Raw genomic sequence first — 17,579 nt, forward strand, 5'->3', positions numbered from 1 at the left:
TAAGCGCTGACCCTCTTCTCCGGGCGACCTGTGTGTCGCCCGTCACACGTTTTACAGGGAGCGAACGATGAAACCATCCGTGATTCTGTATAAAAGCCTGCCGGACGATCTGCGTGCCCGGCTCGACGCGCAGTTTAACGTCACCGAAATTAAAGACCTGTCGCCGGAGAGCCAGCAGCAGCACGCTGACGCGCTGGCGCAGGCCGAAGGATTAATCGGTTCAGGCGGCAAGGTGGACGGGGATCTGCTGGCGAAAATGCCTAAATTGCGCGCCTGCTCTACCGTATCGGTGGGCTATGACAACTTCGACGTTGATGCGCTTAATCAGCGTCATGTGCTGCTGATGCATACGCCAACGGTGCTGACCGAAACGGTAGCGGATACCATGATGGCGCTGGTGCTGAGCAGCGCACGCCGCGTGACCGAGCTGGACGCCTGGGTCAAAGCGGGTCAGTGGAACAAGAGCATCGGGCCGGATAAGTTTGGCATCGACGTCCACCATAAGACGCTCGGCATTCTCGGTATGGGCCGCATCGGCATGGCGCTGGCGCAGCGCGCGCACTTCGGCTTCGGCATGAAGGTGCTCTATAACGCGCGCCGTGAACATGAAGAGGCGCAGTCGCGTTTTGGCGCACAGCGCTGCGATCTGGACACGCTGCTGAAAGAGAGTGATTTTGTCTGTATCAGCCTGCCGCTTACCGAGCAGACCCACCACCTGATTGGCGCGGCACAGCTTAAGCTGATGAAGCCGAGCGCTATTCTGATTAATGCCGGACGTGGCCCGGTGGTGGATGAAGAGGCGCTGATTGCGGCGCTGAAAGCGGGCACCATTCACGCCGCTGGCCTGGACGTGTTCGAGCAGGAGCCGCTGACTGAATCGCCGCTGTTCTCACTGCCAAACGTGGTGGCACTGCCCCATATCGGCTCTGCGACCCATGAAACGCGCTACGGCATGGCGCAGGATGCGGTAGAGAACCTGATTGCCGCGCTCACCGGTAAGGTAGAGAAGAACTGCGTTAACCCGGACATCCTTAAGTAATCCCCCCTTCCCATTGCGCCCGCCGCTGGCGGGCGTTATGGTTGATCTCCCATTCGTCACACGTTTTTAACTTTTATATGTCTTTTTCTCAGTTCGGCGACAAGTTTACCCAGCACACTGGCATCTCACGCCTGATGGAAGATATGGGCGCGGGCCTGCGCACGCCCGGCACCATTATGCTCGGCGGCGGCAATCCGGCGCAGATCCCGGCGATGAATGACTATTTTCAGCAGCTGCTACAGCAGATGCACAACGAAGGCAAGCTGAGCGAAGCGCTCTGCAACTATGACGGCCCGCGCGGCAAAGCCACGCTGCTTAACGCGCTATCGACGCTGCTCAGCAGTGAATTAGGCTGGCCGGTGACCGCGAAAAATATTGCCCTTACCAACGGTAGCCAGAGCGCCTTCTTCTATCTCTTCAATCTGTTCGCCGGGCGCCGCGCCGACGGCAGCAAAAAGCGCGTGCTGTTTCCGCTGGCCCCGGAGTATCTGGGCTATGCCGACGCCGGACTGGATGAAGAGCTCTTCGTTTCCGCTAAGCCGAATATTGAGCTGCTGCCGGAAGGCCAATTCAAATACCACGTCGATTTTGAGCATCTGCCGATGCATGAGGATATCGGCCTGATTTGCGTATCGCGCCCCACGAATCCTACCGGCAACGTGGTAACTGACGACGAGCTGATGCAGCTTGATGCGCTGGCGCAGCAGCACGATGTTCCGCTGTTGATCGATAATGCCTACGGTGTGCCTTTTCCCGGCATCATCTTTAGCGAAGCGCGTCCGCTGTGGAATCCCAACATTATTCTCTGCATGAGTTTGTCGAAGCTTGGCCTGCCGGGTGCGCGCTGCGGCATTATTGTTGCCGATGAGAAGATCATCAGCGCCATCAGCAATATGAACGGCATTATCAGCCTGGCGCCGGGCAGCATCGGCCCGGCCATCGCCGCCGAGATGATCCAGCGTGGCGACCTGCTGCGACTGTCGGAAGAGGTGATTAAGCCTTTTTACCAGGCGAAGGTCACTGAAACGATAGCGATTATTCGCCGCTATTTGTCGCAAGACCGCTGCCTGATCCACAAGCCGGAGGGCGCGATTTTTCTCTGGCTGTGGTTCCGTGAGCTGCCGATCACAACCGAAACGCTCTATCAGCGCCTTAAGGCGCGCGGCGTGTTAATGGTGCCGGGACACTTCTTTTTTCCTGGTCTGGAGCAGGCGTGGCCACACACCCACCAGTGCATGCGTATGAACTATGTGCCGGAGGCGGAGAATATTGAGCGTGCGGTGCAGATCCTGGCAGAAGAGGTCGAGAAGGCGTTTGCTGAACAGGCGCTGTAGTTTATGAGTCGGGCTCCATGCTGGAGCCCGATCGGCTAGAGCAGCGATTCCCGGCACCACTGCGCCAGCTGACGAATGGCCTGCGCAACCTCATCATTCCAGCCAAAACCCGCATTGAGCCGGAAACAGTGATCGTAGCGGTCATCGGTCGCAAAGATATGGCCTGGTGCAATACCGATCCCTGCCTCGCGCGCCTTCAAAAACAGCTCACGCACGTTAAGTGCCCCGCGCGGCATCTCGACCCACACCACATAGCCGCCTTCCGGCTCCGACACGCGCGTGCCTGGCGGAAATTCGCGCAGCAGTGCCTGACGCAAAGGCTGGATCTGAGCAGCCAGTTCGCGACGCAGCTTACGCAGGTGCGCGTCATAGCCGCCGCTGCGCAGCAGTTCAGCGACCGCTGCCTGAGACAACATGGAGGTGCCCATCGTGGAGGTATATTTGAGCGACGCGATCTTGCGCATAACGTTAACGCTGTGCACCCAACCGATGCGGATGCCGGGCGCAACGGTTTTGGAAAATCCGCTGCACAAAATGGCGTTTGGGCTGAAGGCGCGCAGGGGGAAAGGACGGCGCTCGCCAAAGGCGGTATCGCCAAAAATATCATCTTCAATCATGATCACATCGTTCTCATCCGCCTGACGAGCAATATGCGCCTTTTGCTCATTGGGAATCGATTTGCCAAGCGGATTATTAACGTTGCTGATGGTGAGAAATGCCTGCACAGCTTTACGGCGAAACAGCGCGGTAAGCTTTTCAACGTCAACATAGCCTTCGGGCCCGGCATCCACCTCAATCACGCGCAGATTAAGGTTATGCAGCATTTGCAGCAGCACAAAATAGCAGGGTGACTCAACGGCCACCACGTCGCCGGGCTTAAGGGTGGCTCGCAGCGACAGCGATACCGCTTCAATACAGCCGTTGGTGATCAGAATATCATCGGCGCGGATAGTGCAACCGTACGCTATCGCACGTCGCGCAATCTCCTGCTTTAGCGGCAGATAGCCCGTGCCTTTTACGGTCGTGCCCAGCAGCGCCGGTTTGCTGTATCCCATCTGACGCATCAGCAGCCCAATTTTTTTAACCGGATAGAGCGAACTGTCACCGTTCGCCAGATCGAGGCGTACCCGGCACTCCGAACCGAGGATCGCCAGATGCATCTCTGTCTGCTCATCCAGCGGGGCAATCAGACGCGGCTGAACCGCGCGCGGTGCCTGGATGTTTGCCTGACGCCGCGCAACAAAGAAGCCCGATTTTGGCTTTGCCACGGCAAAACGTTCATCTTCCAGCGTGCGTAGCGTTTTTAATGCCGTCGTCGGGCTGACGCTATACTGGACTGCCAGCGTGCGCACCGAGGGCAACCGGCTGTCTGGCAGCAGCGTGCCGTTGCGAATCGCCTGCTTAATCTGCTCAGCGATCTGGCGATAGCGACTGTGCTGATTTTCCCTTTCATCGGGCATCTGTTCCACCCCATATCCTGCCGATCTGTGCATATTCAAGAGAGTACATTCAAAGTAGTTTAGGGTGCAGCAGTTAATTGTGTCTGACACCGGGGAAATGTATGTCAGTCAAAGATATGTTGTTAGCGTTGTGCGTCGTGGTCGCCTGGGGCGTCAACTTTGTGGTCATTAAGCTCGGTTTACAGGGCATGCCACCCTTTCTGCTGGCGGGACTCCGCTTTGCGCTGGTTGCCTTTCCGGCGATCTTTTTTGTGCGTCGCCCCGCGATTCCGCTGCGCTGGCTGGTGGTCTATGCCATGACCATCAGCTTTGGCCAGTTTGCCTTTCTGTTCCTCGCCATTAAGCTGGGGATGCCCGCCGGGCTGGCGTCACTGGTGTTGCAGGCGCAGGCGTTTTTTACCCTGCTGCTGGGCGCACTGCTGCTGGAAGAAATGCTTCGCTGGAACCATATCGCCGGTATGCTGATTGCGACGCTCGGCCTGTTTACGCTGGCAACGGCAGGTATGGAGGGCCAGTCGGCGGCGGGTATTACGCTCACGACCATGATGCTGACGCTGGCGGCGGCGCTTTCCTGGGGAATGGGCAACATTACTAATAAAATTATTCTGCGTAACCGCAACGTGCCGGTGATGTCACTGGTGGTATGGAGCGCACTGGTGCCGGTGCTGCCATTTTTCGCCTGCTCGTGGCTGTTTGACGGCGGCAGCATCGTCGTTTCCAGCCTGGCGCATATCTCGCTGCAAACGGTACTGGCGCTGATCTATCTCGCCTTTTTTGCCACTATCATTGGCTACGGCATCTGGGGCAATTTACTCAGCCGCTATGAGACCTGGCGCGTGGCTCCGCTCTCGTTGCTGGTGCCGGTTGTCGGTATCCTTAGCGCCGTGCTGGTGCTGGATGAACGGCTGTCAGTTCAGCAGCTGCTGGGTGCGGTGGTGATCATCGCGGGATTGCTGGTTAACGTGTTTGGCGCGCGGTTAAGTCAACGCCTGACGATGCGCACGCCCTCTTAATGTGCGCAGGCTCCAGCCAGCGCACCCATAAAAAACGCCGCGACTGCGGCGTTTTCTTCTCGTTGATTCTGATTAGTTCAGAATTTCAATCCGACGTGGTTTCGCCTCTTCAGGGACGATACGCTCCAGATCGATGCTCAACAGGCCATTTTCCAGTTTCGCGTCGCGCACCACAATGTGATCCGCCAGCTGGAATTTACGCTCAAAGTTGCGTTCGGCAATGCCCTGATAGAGATATTTACGTTCGGTCTGCTCTTCAGGATGGGCACCGCGGACAATCAGTACGTTGTCGTGCGCCGTGATATCCAGTTCGCTCTGAGCAAAACCGGCCACCGCAATCGTGATGCGATAGTGGTTTTCGCTGACCAGTTCAACATTGTACGGAGGATAACCGCCGTTGCTCTGATTCTGGTTAGACTCCAGCAGGTTAAACAAGCGATCGAAACCGATAGCAGAACGATAAAGTGGAGCAAGATCAAAATTACGCATGGAATGACTCCTGATATTCAGCAAGTTTTGGCAACCTTCCACAATGGACAGGCTGTCGGACGTCCCGATGTCCCTGTCGGCGACAGCGGGTGCGTCCGTAGCTTAAAAATGGGTGCGCCTGCCTGGCTTTCAAGAGGAGGAACGCAATTTTTTTCACCAGTCTGCTGAAATGACATACACTCATGGGACCTTTCGTCTGGCATAGCTCACCTCGCCACAGAGTGAGGACGGTAACAGACGAGCCAACTCAGCTGGCGCAACGACGACAGCTGAAGGGATGATGAAGATGAAATTACTAAAGGCATTTCCTCTGGCAGGTGCGCTGGCATGCTGTTCCTTTATGACCACTGGATGTTCCAGCGTTATGTCGCATACGGGCCCCAGCCAGGGCTATTATCCTGGCACTCGCGCCAGTGCCAGTATCCTGGTCGATGAGCAGAGCAGCTGGGCGCTCAAACCGCTGGCATTAATCGATCTGCCCTTTTCCGCCGTTATGGATACGCTGCTGCTGCCGTGGGATTACGCGCGCAGCGACAACGACAAATCAGCGGACTCTCCGCGCGAGCGCATTCTCAGGAGCGAAAAGCTAAACCATACGCAGGAGAATCTGGCGCAGGCTACGCCCTATCCTGCCGCTACGCCAGCACCGTAAACAGCTGCCGCCAGCCGTTCACGTCGCGCATAAAGGCAACCTGTTTTCCGTCCGGCGACCAGACCACTGCATCGCCGCTCGGCGGCTGTGCGTGGCGCGCTGTCAGCGGCTGGCACGCGCCGCTGCTGATATCGCATCGCACTATCCGGTCGTCGCTCACAAAGGCGACCGCATCCCCCTGAGGATGCCAGCTAAAGGCCGACTGCACGGCGTGGGACAGCCGCGTAATCTGACGAGGTGTGCCGCCGTTGGGCGAGACCGTCCAGAGCTGAACCACACCCTGCTCATCCGCCATTAAGAAGGCAATCGCACTGCCGTCGGGCGAACTACGTAACCAGTGGCGCGGCTGCTGAGCGAGGCCGCGCGTAAAGGTGAGTCGACGCTGTTGCACGCCAGCGGGCGGCGCAGGCAGACGGTTTTCCGTGCCTTCCAGTGGTGCGTCACCTGGTCTGGCGTAATCCTCCAGTCTCTCGGGCAAATCAACAATGAAGACTTCCGGCTGCTTCTCGCCGTCAGCGGAAAGGGTGTCGCCGATAAAGGCGATGGCCCAGCGCTGCCAGCTACCATCGGGTTTCTGATAGCCGCGCGTGCCGATCCAGCCCTCTTCGTAAGCGCGATTAATCTCGTCGCTGCCGGGTCGTGGCGACACGGTGGTCTGGCTGATTAGCACACAGAAGTGGCTGCCGCTGTATTCACGCGGATGCGCTAATGCTGGCGTAACGGCGCGCAGCGGCACGGCGATGCCGACATTGCGCAAATCCTCGCTAACGTTTTTTTCGTGCATGACGTGATCGTTGTAGGTAAAGCTAACGCGCGAGCCATCAGGGCTAAAGAGATGCACATGCGACCCGCCGCGCAGCGCGCCGGGCGTAAAAGGGGGCGTGATGTCGCAGGCGTCGAGGTTTTGCGCACGGCCGTTCTGCACGATGACGCCGCGTCGATGATGAAAATCGTAATGCCATGTCTCATCAGGATGCTCCGGACCGTGAATGCACAGATAGCGCGGCGGCAGATCGGGGCTGACCGTGACGACGCCAACGTGCGCGCCGTCGGTAGCCCGATACAGCACGTCAACCTCACCGGTTATAACGTTTACGCGCTCAATGGTTTCGCTGGTAAAGGAGGCGCCGGACGGACGCACGTCAAACGCCAGCCACTGGCTGTCGGCCGTCCAGACCTGGCTGTTGGTAAGCTGATGATGACGCGGAGCAAAAGTCAGTTGTTTTTCGCGCATAGGGCAACCTGGCTAAATATGTTGCCCCACACGCTACGCCAAAAGCGTTAAAGATGCATCTCTGGTCTTACAGCACCAGCTCTTCAATGGCATGTGCAACGCCATCTTCCATATTAGTTTTGGTGACGAACTGCGCGATTTTCTTCACCGAGTCGATGGCGTTGCCCATCGCGACACCCATTCCGGCATACTCGATCATCGCCAGGTCATTCTCCTGATCGCCAATCGCCATTACCTCATCGCGCGCCAGCCCAAGCTTTTCCGCCAGCATTTTAACGCCCTGGCCCTTGTTAACGCGGCTATCGAGGATTTCCAGGTAATAAGGCGCGCTCTTGAGGATGGTGTAGCTCTGCTGCGCTCTGGCGGGCAGGCGCTGGATAGCCGCATCCAGTTTCTCAGGTTTGTCGATCATCATGAGCTTAGGAAAGCGCGTAGCGCGATCCATCTCCTCCACCGCGCGATAGCGTACCGGGATCCCGGTCAGGCTCGCCTCGTGAATGGTGTATTCGCTGATGTCTTTGTTTGGGGTGTAGAGAGAAGATTTATCGAACGCCTGAAAATGTACGCCCAGCTCGCGCGACAGCTGTTCGATATAGAGGTAGTCGTCAAAACCCAGCGTAATCTCCGCCACGCACTCGCCATCCCCCGCGCGCTGCACCAGCGCACCGTTGTAGCTGATGCAGTATTGCCCTTCATCGACCAGGCCAAGCTCCATCAGGTAGCGCTGGATCCCGATGTAGGGCCGTCCCGTTGCCAGCACCACGGCAACGCCTTTTTTATGCGCCCGATCGATAGCGGATTTTACGCCAGCCGTGATTTCGTGCTGCGGGTTAAGCAGCGTGCCATCCATATCAATGGCTACCAGTTTTATCGCCATAGCTTCCTCGTTGAGTCAGGGTGTGGTTTAAATGCTAGCGCGATCCTGCTCACAATGACCAGTTTCCCGCTGCTACAGGCATAAAAAAACCCTTCCGCACAGGAAGGGTCTGAAGCCACAGAGGACTAAAGAGGTGAAGGGCAGAAAGCAGTGGCAAAAGCCTCCCACGCCACAGATGACGCGGGACACAGGAGCTGCCCTGAACGACAATGCGGTTGGCCCCTGCCATTCAGCCCTGTTTAGATATCGATGTTCGCCGCTTTTAGCGCGTTCTCTTCGATAAAGGCGCGGCGCGGTTCAACCGCATCGCCCATCAGCGTAGTGAACAGCTGGTCGGCTGCGATCGCATCTTTGATAGTAACGCGCAGCATGCGGCGGCTGTCTGGATCCATGGTGGTTTCCCACAGCTGCTCGGCGTTCATCTCACCCAGGCCTTTATAGCGCTGAACAGACAAACCACGGCGTGACTCTTTCACCAGCCATTCGATAGCCTGCTCAAAGCTGGTTACCGGCTGACGGCGCTCACCGCGCTCAATGTAGGCGTCTTCTTCAATCAGGCCGCGCAGCTTCTCACCCAACGCGTTGATTTTGCGATACTCCGGCCCCTGAATGAAATCGGCATCCAGCACGTAATCCGTATCCACACCGTGCGTGCGCACGCGCAGTACAGGCTCGAAGATGTTCTCTTCGCGGTTGGCGCGAACCTGGGCAACGTAGGTGCTGCCGTGTGCTTCGCGCTCGCTCAGATAGGCCACCAGCCCTTCCAGCCAGCCTTGTACTTCCGCTTCCTCACTCAGATCACCCAGCGTCGGATGGTAAATCAGTCCGCGTAGCAGGGCGACCGGATAGCGACGCTCCATACGCTTGATCATCTTCTGCGTGCTGTTGAACTCAGCGACCAGGTTTTCCAGCGGCTCGCCACCCAGCGCAGGCGCGCTGGCGTTGGTGTGCAGCGTTGCGCCATCCAGTGCGATAGCGATCTGGTACTGATCCATCGCCTCATCGTCTTTGATGTACTGCTCCTGCTTACCCTTCTTCACCTTATAGAGTGGCGGCTGAGCGATATAAACATGCCCGCGTTCAATGATCTCTGGCATCTGGCGATAGAAGAAGGTCAACAGCAGCGTACGAATGTGCGAGCCATCGACGTCCGCATCGGTCATGATGATGATGCTGTGGTAGCGCAGCTTGTCCGGGTTATATTCGTCGCGGCCGATACCGCAGCCCAGTGCCGTAATCAGCGTGGCCACTTCCTGCGAAGAGAGCATCTTGTCGAAGCGCGCCTTCTCCACGTTAAGGATTTTACCTTTCAGTGGCAGAATCGCCTGATTCTTACGGTTACGCCCCTGCTTCGCTGACCCGCCTGCGGAGTCACCCTCCACCAGGTAAATTTCAGAGAGCGCCGGATCGCGCTCCTGGCAGTCAGCCAGCTTGCCAGGCAGACCGGCAAGATCAAGCGCGCCCTTACGGCGCGTCATTTCGCGTGCGCGACGCGCGGCTTCACGGGCACGTGCCGCATCGATGATCTTGCCCACAACGATTTTCGCGTCGCTCGGGTTTTCCAGCAGGTATTCGCTCAGCAGCTCGTTCATCTGCTGTTCGACCGCGGACTTCACCTCAGAGGAGACCAGCTTGTCTTTGGTCTGTGAGGAGAATTTCGGGTCCGGAACTTTCACCGAGACTACCGCTACCAGGCCTTCGCGTGCATCATCGCCGGTTGCGCTGACTTTCGCCTTCTTGCTGTAGCCTTCTTTATCCATATAGGCGTTCAGCGTACGCGTCATCGCCGCACGGAAACCAGCAAGGTGCGTGCCACCATCGCGCTGCGGAATGTTGTTGGTGAAGCAGTAGATGTTCTCCTGGAAGCCGTCATTCCACTGCAATGCAACCTCCACGCCGATGCCGTCTTTCTCAGTAGAGAAGTAGAACACGTTCGGATGGATCGGGGTTTTGTTCTTGTTAAGGTACTCAACAAACGCCTTGATGCCGCCTTCATAGTGGAAATGATCGGCTTTATCATCACGCTTGTCTTCCAGACGAATCGACACGCCTGAGTTGAGGAACGACAGTTCACGCAGGCGCTTCGCCAGGATGTCGTACTCAAACTCAACCACGTTGGTAAAGGTTTCATGGCTTGGCCAGAAACGCACGCGCGTACCGGTCAGCTCGGTTTCGCCCGTGACATTCAGCGGCGCCTGCGGCACGCCATGTACGTAGGTCTGCTGATGCACTTTGCCTTCGCGGCGAATGGTCAGCTCTAACTTCTGCGACAGGGCGTTGACTACCGATACGCCGACGCCGTGCAGACCACCCGACACTTTATAGGAGTTATCATCAAACTTACCGCCCGCGTGCAGCACGGTCATGATAACTTCCGCAGCAGAAACGCCCTCTTCTTCATGAATACCCGTGGGGATGCCACGGCCATCATCCTGAACAGAAACGGAATTATCGGCATGAATGGTCACGACAATATCACTACAGTGACCGGCGAGCGCTTCGTCGATTGCGTTATCCACGACCTCGAATACCATGTGGTGTAGACCGGTGCCGTCATCCGTATCGCCGATATACATACCCGGGCGTTTGCGTACCGCATCCAGCCCTTTCAATACTTTGATACTTGAGGAGTCATAAGAATTCGACATCAACGTTTCTCGCTCATTTAATCTTCAGGTTGAACCGCTATTTTACCCTGTTCCACGCGGAACATCTTGCCCTTTTCATCGCTCATGTCGATGACATGATCTACAGCAATGGCGCTGACAAACACCTGAGCCCGCGTGGCTTTCAGTCGCTGCGCCAGCAGGCGTCGGCGGCTGTCATCCAGCTCGGAGGCGAAGTCATCAATCAGGTAAAGACAGCGGCGTCCGCTCTGGCGCGTCAGGAATTCTCCCTGCGCCAGTCGCAATGCACACATCAATAGTTTTAACTGGCCGCGCGACAGCAAATCTTCGACCGGCGTGCCGTCGGCACGGATGCGAAAATCCGCTTTATGCGGGCCACTGGCGGTATAGGTTAACGCGCGGTCGCGTTCGAAATTACGTTCCAGTAATTCGGCATAAGCACTCTCTTTGTCCCAGCCGCGCTGGAAAGAGAAATTGAGCGCAAATTCAGGCAAAAACTGCGCGCAGGTCGCGACGATCTCGGCAGAAATGGCCGCGCTGTACTCGGCGCGCCACTGGCTAATTTGTTCGGCTAAAGGCACCAGCTCCTGATCCCAGGGACGGATCTGGCTGTAGCGTGTCACCTGGCGCAGCGCAGCGTTACGCTGCTTCAGCAGCCGCCGCAAGTTGCTCCAGGCGTTAAAGAAGCCGGGGGTATTATGAAAGCAGCCCCAGTCTACATAGGCTCTACGGTATTTGGGGCCGCCGTTGAGCAAAGTAAACCCCTCAGGCGTAATTAACTGCATCGGTAGCAGCTGCGCCAGTTCAGCCACTTTGTGACCGTCGCTGCCGTCGATGCGCACCTTGCTGTCCCCTGCGCGATTTTTCGTCAGGCCCACCGAGGTTTCACGCTCGCTGCCTTCAATACGGCCATGCAGCACAAAAGCCGCCTCATCGTGACGGATGACGCGTCCAGCCTGCAAACTACGAAACGCACGGCCGTGGCCCAGCGTATAGATCGCCTCCAGCACGCTGGTTTTGCCGCTGCCGTTTGCTCCTACCAGGAAATTAAAGCCCGGCGAGAGCGCCAGATCGGCCTGCTCGATATTACGAAAGTCTTTGATAAGGAGGCGGGTTAAAGCCATGAATCAGTCCAGCGTGAAGGGCAAAAGAGGTCTCGTTTTGCAACGATCCCGGCCGTCGGCATCTTCGCCACTCGGGTTCCGCCCGGCGCGCAGGCCCTGAACGCATACGGGAGTATGGGATCAGGGACGAGCACCGCCCGGAATCAGAGTGGCAAGTCAGCCAGACCGATACAGTCTACAGGCGCATAGGCATCACAACATAGGCCGCCGCAGGGCTGGCCAGATCTTCAATCTGCACGCTCGACACTGAATCCGTCAGCAGCAGGCGCACATTCTCGCACTTCAGCGCATTCAGCACGTCCAGCACATAGCTGACGTTGAAGCCGATCTCGAGTTCAGTGCCGCCGTAGGTAACATCCAGCATCTCTTCCGCCTCTTCCTGTTCCGGGTTATTGGCGGTGATCTTCAGCTGATTCTCGGTGATGTAGAGGCGAACACCGCGGAATTTCTCATTCGACAGAATAGCCGCACGTGCAAATGCCTGCTTCAGGATATCGCAGCCTGCCTCCAGCACTTTGTCCGGATTTTTCGGCAGTACGCGGCGATAGTCGGGGAAGCGGCCATCCACCAGCTTTGAGGTAAAAATAAAGTCGCCGACGTGCGCACGGATGTTGCTGCTGCCAATCTGCACCTGCAGCGGCGTTTCGCCACCGTCCAGCAGACGGAGCAGCTCGATGACGCCTTTACGCGGCACGATCACCGAATGGTTCGGCAGCGCCTGACCAACAGGCATCGAACAGACCGCCAGACGATGGCCGTCGGTTGCCACCGTGCGCAGCTCTTCGCCTTCGGTCTCAAACAGCATACCGTTGAGGTAGTAACGCACATCCTGATGCGCCATGGAGAACTGCGTCGCTTCGATCAGGCGTTTCAGCGTCGCCTGCGGCAGCGTGAATTCCACCTCGCTCTGCCAGTCATCCAGATTGGGGAAGTCGCTGGCCGGCAGCGTTGAAAGCGAGAAGCGGCTGCGACCGGAGCGCACCAGCATCCGCTCGCCTTCCAGCGTCACGTTGATCTCGGCCCCCTCCGGCAGCCCGCGACAGATGTCGAGGAACTTACGCGCCGGTACCGTGGTTGCGCCTGGCTCATGCGGCTGGGTCAGCGCAACGCGCGCCACCATCTCCATTTCCAGGTCGGTGCCGGTCAGCAACAGCGTGCCGTCATTAACCTGCATCAGCAGATTTCCCAGGATTGGCAGCGTCGGGCGACCGCCTAACGGACCGCTGACTTGCTGCAGCGGCTTTAGCAACTGTTCACGTTCAACAATAAATTTCATAGCGTCAGGAGGATAATGTTCGGATGAGATTAGAAAAATCTTCTTTTATGTCGTGGCTCTCTTCGCGCAGCTGCTCAATTTTCCGGCAGGCGTGAAGCACCGTGGTATGGTCGCGGCCGCCAAAGGCGTCGCCAATTTCCGGCAGACTGTGGTTCGTCAGCTCTTTCGCCATTGCCATCGCCATCTGGCGTGGGCGCGCGACAGAGCGCGAACGGCGCTTGGAGAGCAGATCCGCGACCTTAATTTTGTAGTACTCGGCTACCGTCTTCTGAATATTGTCGATAGTGACCAGCTTTTCCTGTAGCGCCAGCAGATCGCGCAGCGCTTCGCGCACGAAATCGATGGTAATTGCGCGACCGGTAAAGTTCGCGTTAGCGATAACGCGGTTCAGCGCTCCTTCCAGCTCGCGCACATTGGAGCGCAGACGCTTGGCAATAAAGAACGCCACTTCACCCGGCAGACGAATGTCATTCTCATCCGCCTTTTTCATCAGGATTGCCACGCGCGTTTCCAGCTCTGGCGGCTCGATGGCAACCGTCAGTCCCCAGCCGAAGCGCGATTTCAGGCGATCTTCAACGCCGTTAATCTCTTTCGGATAGCGATCTGATGTCAGGATGATTTGCTGATTACCTTCCAGCAACGCATTGAAGGTGTGAAAAAACTCCTCCTGCGAGCGCTCTTTGTTGGCAAAGAACTGAATATCATCGATCAGCAACGCATCGACGGAACGGTAGTAGCGCTTGAACTCTTCAATGGCGTTGTTTTGCAGGGCTTTCACCATGTCCTGCACAAAACGTTCGGAATGCATGTAGACCACTTTGGCATTGGGCTTGCGCGCAATAATGCCGTTGCCGACCGCATGCAGCAGGTGCGTTTTACCCAGGCCGGTGCCGCCATAGAGAAAGAGCGGGTTATACGCGCCGCCAGGGTTATCCGCCACCTGACGCGCCGCCGCGCGCGCCAGCTGGTTAGACTTACCTTCAACGAAGTTATCGAAGTTATGGCGGTTATTGACATTGGAGCGGTAGGTCACATCTGCCGGTGCCGGAACGTTGTCCCAGCTTGGGCGCAAAGGCTGGGCGGGCGCAGGACGACTCTCTACCGGCGCAGGCGCATTGAAGCTCGCCATCGCTGGCTGGCTCATGGCAACCGGCTGCTGCTGCACGGGACGCGTCCCCACTTCAAAACGCAGCAAAGGCACATCCACCCCGCAGAACTCGTTCAACAGGCCATTAATATTGTTGATGTATTTATCTCGTACCCAGTCGAGCACAAACCGATTCGGAGCATACAAGGCCAGCGTATTGTCGTTTAACTCCGCCTGGAGCGGTCGAATCCACATGCTGAATTCGGTGGCAGGAAGCTCATCCTGCAAACGGGCAAGACACTGTTGCCAGAGCGTAAGTGACACGGCGGACTCCACTTGTACAAAATCGATAAGAAATAGTAGGCGCTAATAAAGAAACGTTCATTTTTGACACAGACGGTAGAAAGCGCCTGCGACCGCTATCAGCGGTTTCCGTCCTTACGATCGCGACCGGATCGTCAGAGGAAGGGCGGATCATAGCGCAAAGCGAGGCAGAGATCTTCACTTTCTACACAGTTTTGATCCTTTTTATCCACAGGCCGTGGACAGGTAAAACAGTTTACGCCTGCTGACGAAAAAAGATGCAGGGATCGTCCGGAAAAGGGTGATTTTTCAGGCGACCTCTCGTTTTGCCTGTGAATAAAGGCCTGGCGATCGCAATAAGATCCCGAACGATCCTTGCGCTTTAAAGCGGAGACCGTATAATTCTTCCCCCGGCGTTGTCGCGCTATGCCCAATGCCCGGACTCAGCGGGCTGTATCCGGGTTTCCAGGTACCGCGACCAGCGAAGTAAATTGACTCCGGACTGTACAATTATTACAATCCCGCCTCTTTATTAAAGACACATTGAGGCGTCGGTCGTTTTACTGGCCCACAAAACGCGTCACCCAGTGAAATTTTTCAAGTTTAGGTAGAAATCGCCATGAAACGCACTTTTCAACCGTCCGTACTGAAGCGCAACCGTTCACACGGCTTCCGTGCTCGTATGGCAACTAAAAATGGTCGTCAGGTTCTGGCACGTCGTCGTGCTAAAGGCCGTTCTCGTCTGACCGTTTCTAAGTAATAAAAGCTAACCCTGGTGGGTAAGCTCGCATTTCCCAGGGAGTTACGTTTGTTAACTCCCACTCATTTCACTTTCGTCTTCCAGCAGCCACAACGGGCTGGCACGCCGCAAATCACCATCCTCGGCCGCCTTAATTCGCTGGGGCATCCCCGCATCGGTCTTACCGTCGCTAAAAAGCACGTCAAGCGCGCGCATGAACGCAACCGGATCAAACGTCTGACCCGGGAAAGCTTTCGTCTGCGTCAGCATGAATTGCCAGCGATGGATTTTGTCGTTGTGGCTAAAAAGGGGATTGCCGATCTCGACAACCGTACGTTGGCGGAAGCGTTGGAGAAGTTATGGCGTCGTCACTGTCGCCTGGCGCGCGGTTCCTGATCGTCCTGATACGCGTTTACCAGCGCGGCATCAGCCCTTTGCTGGGGCCGCACTGTCGGTTTCAGCCAACCTGCTCTCATTATGGAATTGAGGCGTTACGCAGGTTTGGCCTGATAAAAGGCAGTTGGTTGACACTCAAACGCGTATTAAAATGCCACCCTTTGAACCCGGGTGGTGACGATCCTGTACCGCCAAAAAACCCTTGATACCAGAGAACATTAACGATGGATTCGCAACGCAATCTCTTTCTCATCGCTTTTCTGTTCGTGTCTTTCATGATCTGGCAAGCCTGGCAGACGGACCACGCTCCGCAGCCGCAGCAGACCCAGACCACGCAGAACACCAACAGCGCAGCAGGTGATGCCGCCAGCCAGGGCGTACCGGCCAGCGGCCAGGGCAAAACGATCACCGTTAAGACTGATGTCCTGTCATTGAATATCAACACCCGCGGTGGCGATGTCGAGCAAGCACAGCTGCTGACCTACCCGGATAAACTGGGTTCCGACCAGCCGTTCCAGCTGCTGGAAACCACGCCGTCCTTCGTTTATCAGGCACAGAGCGGGCTGACTGGCCGCAACGGTCCGGATAATCCGAACAACGGCGCACGTCCTCTGTTCACTGCCGCGCAGGATCACTTCGAAATGGCTGATGGCCAGACCGAGCTGCGCGTGCCGATGACCTACACCGCTGAAAATGGCGTAGTCTATACCAAGACTTTCGTCTTCAAGCGTGGTGAGTTCGCGGTTGATGTGAACTACAACGTCAATAACACTACCCAGCAGCCGCTGGAATTGTCGCTGTTTGGCCAGCTAAAGCAGACGATCGATCTGCCGAAACATCGCGACACCGGCAGCAATAACTTTGCGTTGCATACCTTCCGCGGTGCCGCCTACTCCACCAGCGAAGAGAAGTACGAAAAGTACAAGTTCGATACCATCGCGGATAACGAAAACCTGAGCGCCACCACCAGCAACGGTTGGGTAGCGATGTTGCAGCAGTATTTCGCCACCGCATGGGTGCCGCGTACCGCTGGTAATAACTCGCTCTACACCAGCAACCTGGGCAACGGTATGGCGGCGATTGGCTATAAGTCTGCGCCGGTGACCGTCGCGGCAGGCCAGCAGCAGGATCTGGGTGCCACGCTGTGGGTCGGCCCGGAAATTCAGGACAAGATGGCTGCCGTCGCGCCGCATCTCGACCTGACCGTTGACTACGGCTGGCTGTGGTTTATCTCTCAGCCGCTGTTTAAACTGCTGAAATTTATCCACAGCTTTATCGGTAACTGGGGCTTCTCCATTATCGTCATCACCTTCATCGTGCGCGGCATCATGTACCCGCTGACCAAAGCGCAGTACACCTCGATGGCGAAAATGCGCATGCTACAGCCGAAGATTCAGGCAATGCGTGAGCGCCTGGGTGACGACAAGCAGAAGCAGAGCCAGGAGATGATGGCGCTGTACAAAGCCGAGAAGGTTAACCCGCTGGGTGGCTGTCTGCCGCTGGTTATCCAGATGCCTATCTTCCTTGCGCTTTACTACATGCTGTCTGGTTCGGTTGAACTGCGCCATGCGCCGTTTGTTCTCTGGATCCATGACCTGTCAGCGCAGGACCCGTACTATATCCTGCCGATTCTGATGGGCATCACGATGTTCTTCATCCAGAAGATGTCACCGACCACCGTGACCGATCCGATGCAGCAGAAGATCATGACCTATATGCCGGTTATCTTTACCGTGTTCTTCCTCTGGTTCCCGTCAGGTCTGGTGCTGTACTACATCGTCAGCAACCTGGTCACCATTCTTCAGCAGCAGCTGATTTATCGCGGGCTGGAAAAACGTGGTCTGCACAGCCGCGACAAGAAGAAGGCGTAACGCGCTTACGCCTTTCTGACAATCTGGTTTACCCTGAGGCGGTCATTAGACCGCCTTA

At 56.7% G+C, this 17,579-nt stretch carries 15 protein-coding genes and 1 pseudogene; 8 read left to right on the forward strand and 8 right to left on the reverse strand.

Features of this window, described 5'->3' with window-relative positions; translation table 11 throughout:
* The first annotated feature begins 67 nt into the window (after window positions 1–67).
* Window positions 68–1,039: a glyoxylate/hydroxypyruvate reductase GhrB gene (gene ghrB, locus HP564_RS18650; RefSeq protein ID WP_371245328.1), complete on the forward strand. Its 972-nt coding sequence runs from the start codon at window positions 68–70 to the stop codon at window positions 1,037–1,039.
* Window positions 1,040–1,116: 77 nt separating this feature from the next.
* The gene (locus HP564_RS18655; RefSeq protein ID WP_371245329.1) at window positions 1,117–2,373 is read left to right on the forward strand and encodes a valine--pyruvate transaminase; all 1,257 of its coding nucleotides are present in this window, start codon (window positions 1,117–1,119) and stop codon (window positions 2,371–2,373) included.
* Window positions 2,374–2,408: 35 nt separating this feature from the next.
* Here HP564_RS18655 and HP564_RS18660 read toward each other — a convergent pair whose 3' ends face one another.
* Window positions 2,409–3,833 (reverse strand): PLP-dependent aminotransferase family protein, encoded by a 1,425-nt coding sequence (locus HP564_RS18660; protein WP_371245382.1) that lies wholly within the window; start codon window positions 3,831–3,833, stop codon window positions 2,409–2,411.
* A 101-nt stretch (window positions 3,834–3,934) separates the two neighbouring features.
* Between HP564_RS18660 and HP564_RS18665 the strand changes: the two genes are divergently transcribed.
* Entirely contained in the window at window positions 3,935–4,846 is a 912-nt protein-coding gene (locus tag HP564_RS18665; protein WP_371245330.1) for an EamA family transporter, read from the forward strand.
* Window positions 4,847–4,918: 72 nt separating this feature from the next.
* On the opposite strand, the gene ibpA is transcribed toward HP564_RS18665, so the two are convergent.
* Complete coding sequence (ibpA, locus tag HP564_RS18670; RefSeq protein ID WP_371245331.1) at window positions 4,919–5,335, reverse strand: small heat shock chaperone IbpA; 417 nt, start codon at window positions 5,333–5,335, stop codon at window positions 4,919–4,921.
* A 286-nt stretch (window positions 5,336–5,621) separates the two neighbouring features.
* Between ibpA and HP564_RS18675 the strand changes: the two genes are divergently transcribed.
* Window positions 5,622–5,987 (forward strand): YceK/YidQ family lipoprotein, encoded by a 366-nt coding sequence (locus tag HP564_RS18675; RefSeq protein ID WP_371245332.1) that lies wholly within the window; start codon window positions 5,622–5,624, stop codon window positions 5,985–5,987.
* Here HP564_RS18675 and HP564_RS18680 read toward each other — a convergent pair.
* From HP564_RS18680 to dnaA, 6 genes are all read right to left on the reverse strand, one after another.
* The gene (locus HP564_RS18680; protein WP_371245333.1) at window positions 5,971–7,221 is read right to left on the reverse strand and encodes a DUF3748 domain-containing protein; all 1,251 of its coding nucleotides are present in this window, start codon (window positions 7,219–7,221) and stop codon (window positions 5,971–5,973) included. The two genes, HP564_RS18675 and HP564_RS18680, sit on opposite strands and share 17 nt — an antisense overlap.
* Before the next feature lie 67 nt (window positions 7,222–7,288).
* Window positions 7,289–8,098, reverse strand: a complete 810-nt coding sequence (gene yidA / locus HP564_RS18685) for a sugar-phosphatase (RefSeq protein ID WP_371245334.1) — start codon at window positions 8,096–8,098, stop codon at window positions 7,289–7,291.
* 239 nt (window positions 8,099–8,337) lie between these two features.
* Window positions 8,338–10,746, reverse strand: a complete 2,409-nt coding sequence (gyrB, locus tag HP564_RS18690) for a DNA topoisomerase (ATP-hydrolyzing) subunit B (RefSeq protein ID WP_371245335.1) — start codon at window positions 10,744–10,746, stop codon at window positions 8,338–8,340.
* Window positions 10,747–10,763: 17 nt separating this feature from the next.
* The gene (gene recF / locus HP564_RS18695; protein WP_371245336.1) at window positions 10,764–11,849 is read right to left on the reverse strand and encodes a DNA replication/repair protein RecF; all 1,086 of its coding nucleotides are present in this window, start codon (window positions 11,847–11,849) and stop codon (window positions 10,764–10,766) included.
* A gap of 175 nt (window positions 11,850–12,024) precedes the next feature.
* Window positions 12,025–13,125, reverse strand: a complete 1,101-nt coding sequence (gene dnaN / locus HP564_RS18700) for a DNA polymerase III subunit beta (RefSeq protein ID WP_371245337.1) — start codon at window positions 13,123–13,125, stop codon at window positions 12,025–12,027.
* A gap of 4 nt (window positions 13,126–13,129) precedes the next feature.
* On the reverse strand, window positions 13,130–14,536 hold the full coding sequence (gene dnaA, locus HP564_RS18705; protein WP_371245338.1) for a chromosomal replication initiator protein DnaA: 1,407 nt from the start codon (window positions 14,534–14,536) through the stop codon (window positions 13,130–13,132).
* Between the two features lie 598 nt (window positions 14,537–15,134).
* Between dnaA and rpmH the strand changes: the two genes are divergently transcribed.
* From rpmH to yidC, 4 genes and pseudogenes are all read left to right on the forward strand, one after another.
* Entirely contained in the window at window positions 15,135–15,275 is a 141-nt protein-coding gene (gene rpmH, locus HP564_RS18710; RefSeq protein ID WP_003849659.1) for a 50S ribosomal protein L34, read from the forward strand.
* 15 nt (window positions 15,276–15,290) lie between these two features.
* Complete coding sequence (gene rnpA, locus HP564_RS18715; RefSeq protein WP_123802169.1) at window positions 15,291–15,650, forward strand: ribonuclease P protein component; 360 nt, start codon at window positions 15,291–15,293, stop codon at window positions 15,648–15,650.
* Window positions 15,614–15,872, forward strand: a pseudogene (yidD, locus tag HP564_RS18720) (membrane protein insertion efficiency factor YidD). Before rnpA ends, yidD begins: the two are co-directional and overlap by 37 nt.
* 2 nt (window positions 15,873–15,874) lie before the next feature.
* Window positions 15,875–17,521 carry a membrane protein insertase YidC gene (yidC, locus tag HP564_RS18725; RefSeq protein WP_371245339.1) on the forward strand — a complete coding sequence of 549 codons (1,647 nt, stop codon included), beginning with the start codon at window positions 15,875–15,877 and terminating at the stop codon, window positions 17,519–17,521.
* Window positions 17,522–17,579 lie beyond the last annotated feature (58 nt).

It is taken from the genome of Pantoea sp. KPR_PJ (assembly GCF_041386365.1).
GTDB lineage: Bacteria > Pseudomonadota > Gammaproteobacteria > Enterobacterales > Enterobacteriaceae > Pantoea.

Bases quoted from the DNA above. Each gene is read 5' to 3' on its own strand.
- ibpA (WP_371245331.1), bottom strand. From the start codon at position 5,335: ATGCGTAATTTTGATCTTGCTCCACTTTATCGTTCTGCTATCGGTTTC.
- HP564_RS18660 (WP_371245382.1), bottom strand. From the start codon at position 3,833: ATGCCCGATGAAAGGGAAAATCAGCACAGTCGCTATCGCCAGATCGCT.
- HP564_RS18655 (WP_371245329.1), top strand. From the start codon at position 1,117: ATGTCTTTTTCTCAGTTCGGCGACAAGTTTACCCAGCACACTGGCATC.
- HP564_RS18680 (WP_371245333.1), bottom strand. From the start codon at position 7,221: ATGCGCGAAAAACAACTGACTTTTGCTCCGCGTCATCATCAGCTTACC.
- gyrB (WP_371245335.1), bottom strand. From the start codon at position 10,746: ATGTCGAATTCTTATGACTCCTCAAGTATCAAAGTATTGAAAGGGCTG.
- HP564_RS18665 (WP_371245330.1), top strand. From the start codon at position 3,935: ATGTCAGTCAAAGATATGTTGTTAGCGTTGTGCGTCGTGGTCGCCTGG.
- dnaN (WP_371245337.1), bottom strand. From the start codon at position 13,125: ATGAAATTTATTGTTGAACGTGAACAGTTGCTAAAGCCGCTGCAGCAA.
- recF (WP_371245336.1), bottom strand. From the start codon at position 11,849: ATGGCTTTAACCCGCCTCCTTATCAAAGACTTTCGTAATATCGAGCAG.
- yidC (WP_371245339.1), top strand. From the start codon at position 15,875: ATGGATTCGCAACGCAATCTCTTTCTCATCGCTTTTCTGTTCGTGTCT.
- yidA (WP_371245334.1), bottom strand. From the start codon at position 8,098: ATGGCGATAAAACTGGTAGCCATTGATATGGATGGCACGCTGCTTAAC.
- rpmH (WP_003849659.1), top strand. From the start codon at position 15,135: ATGAAACGCACTTTTCAACCGTCCGTACTGAAGCGCAACCGTTCACAC.
- ghrB (WP_371245328.1), top strand. From the start codon at position 68: ATGAAACCATCCGTGATTCTGTATAAAAGCCTGCCGGACGATCTGCGT.
- HP564_RS18675 (WP_371245332.1), top strand. From the start codon at position 5,622: ATGAAATTACTAAAGGCATTTCCTCTGGCAGGTGCGCTGGCATGCTGT.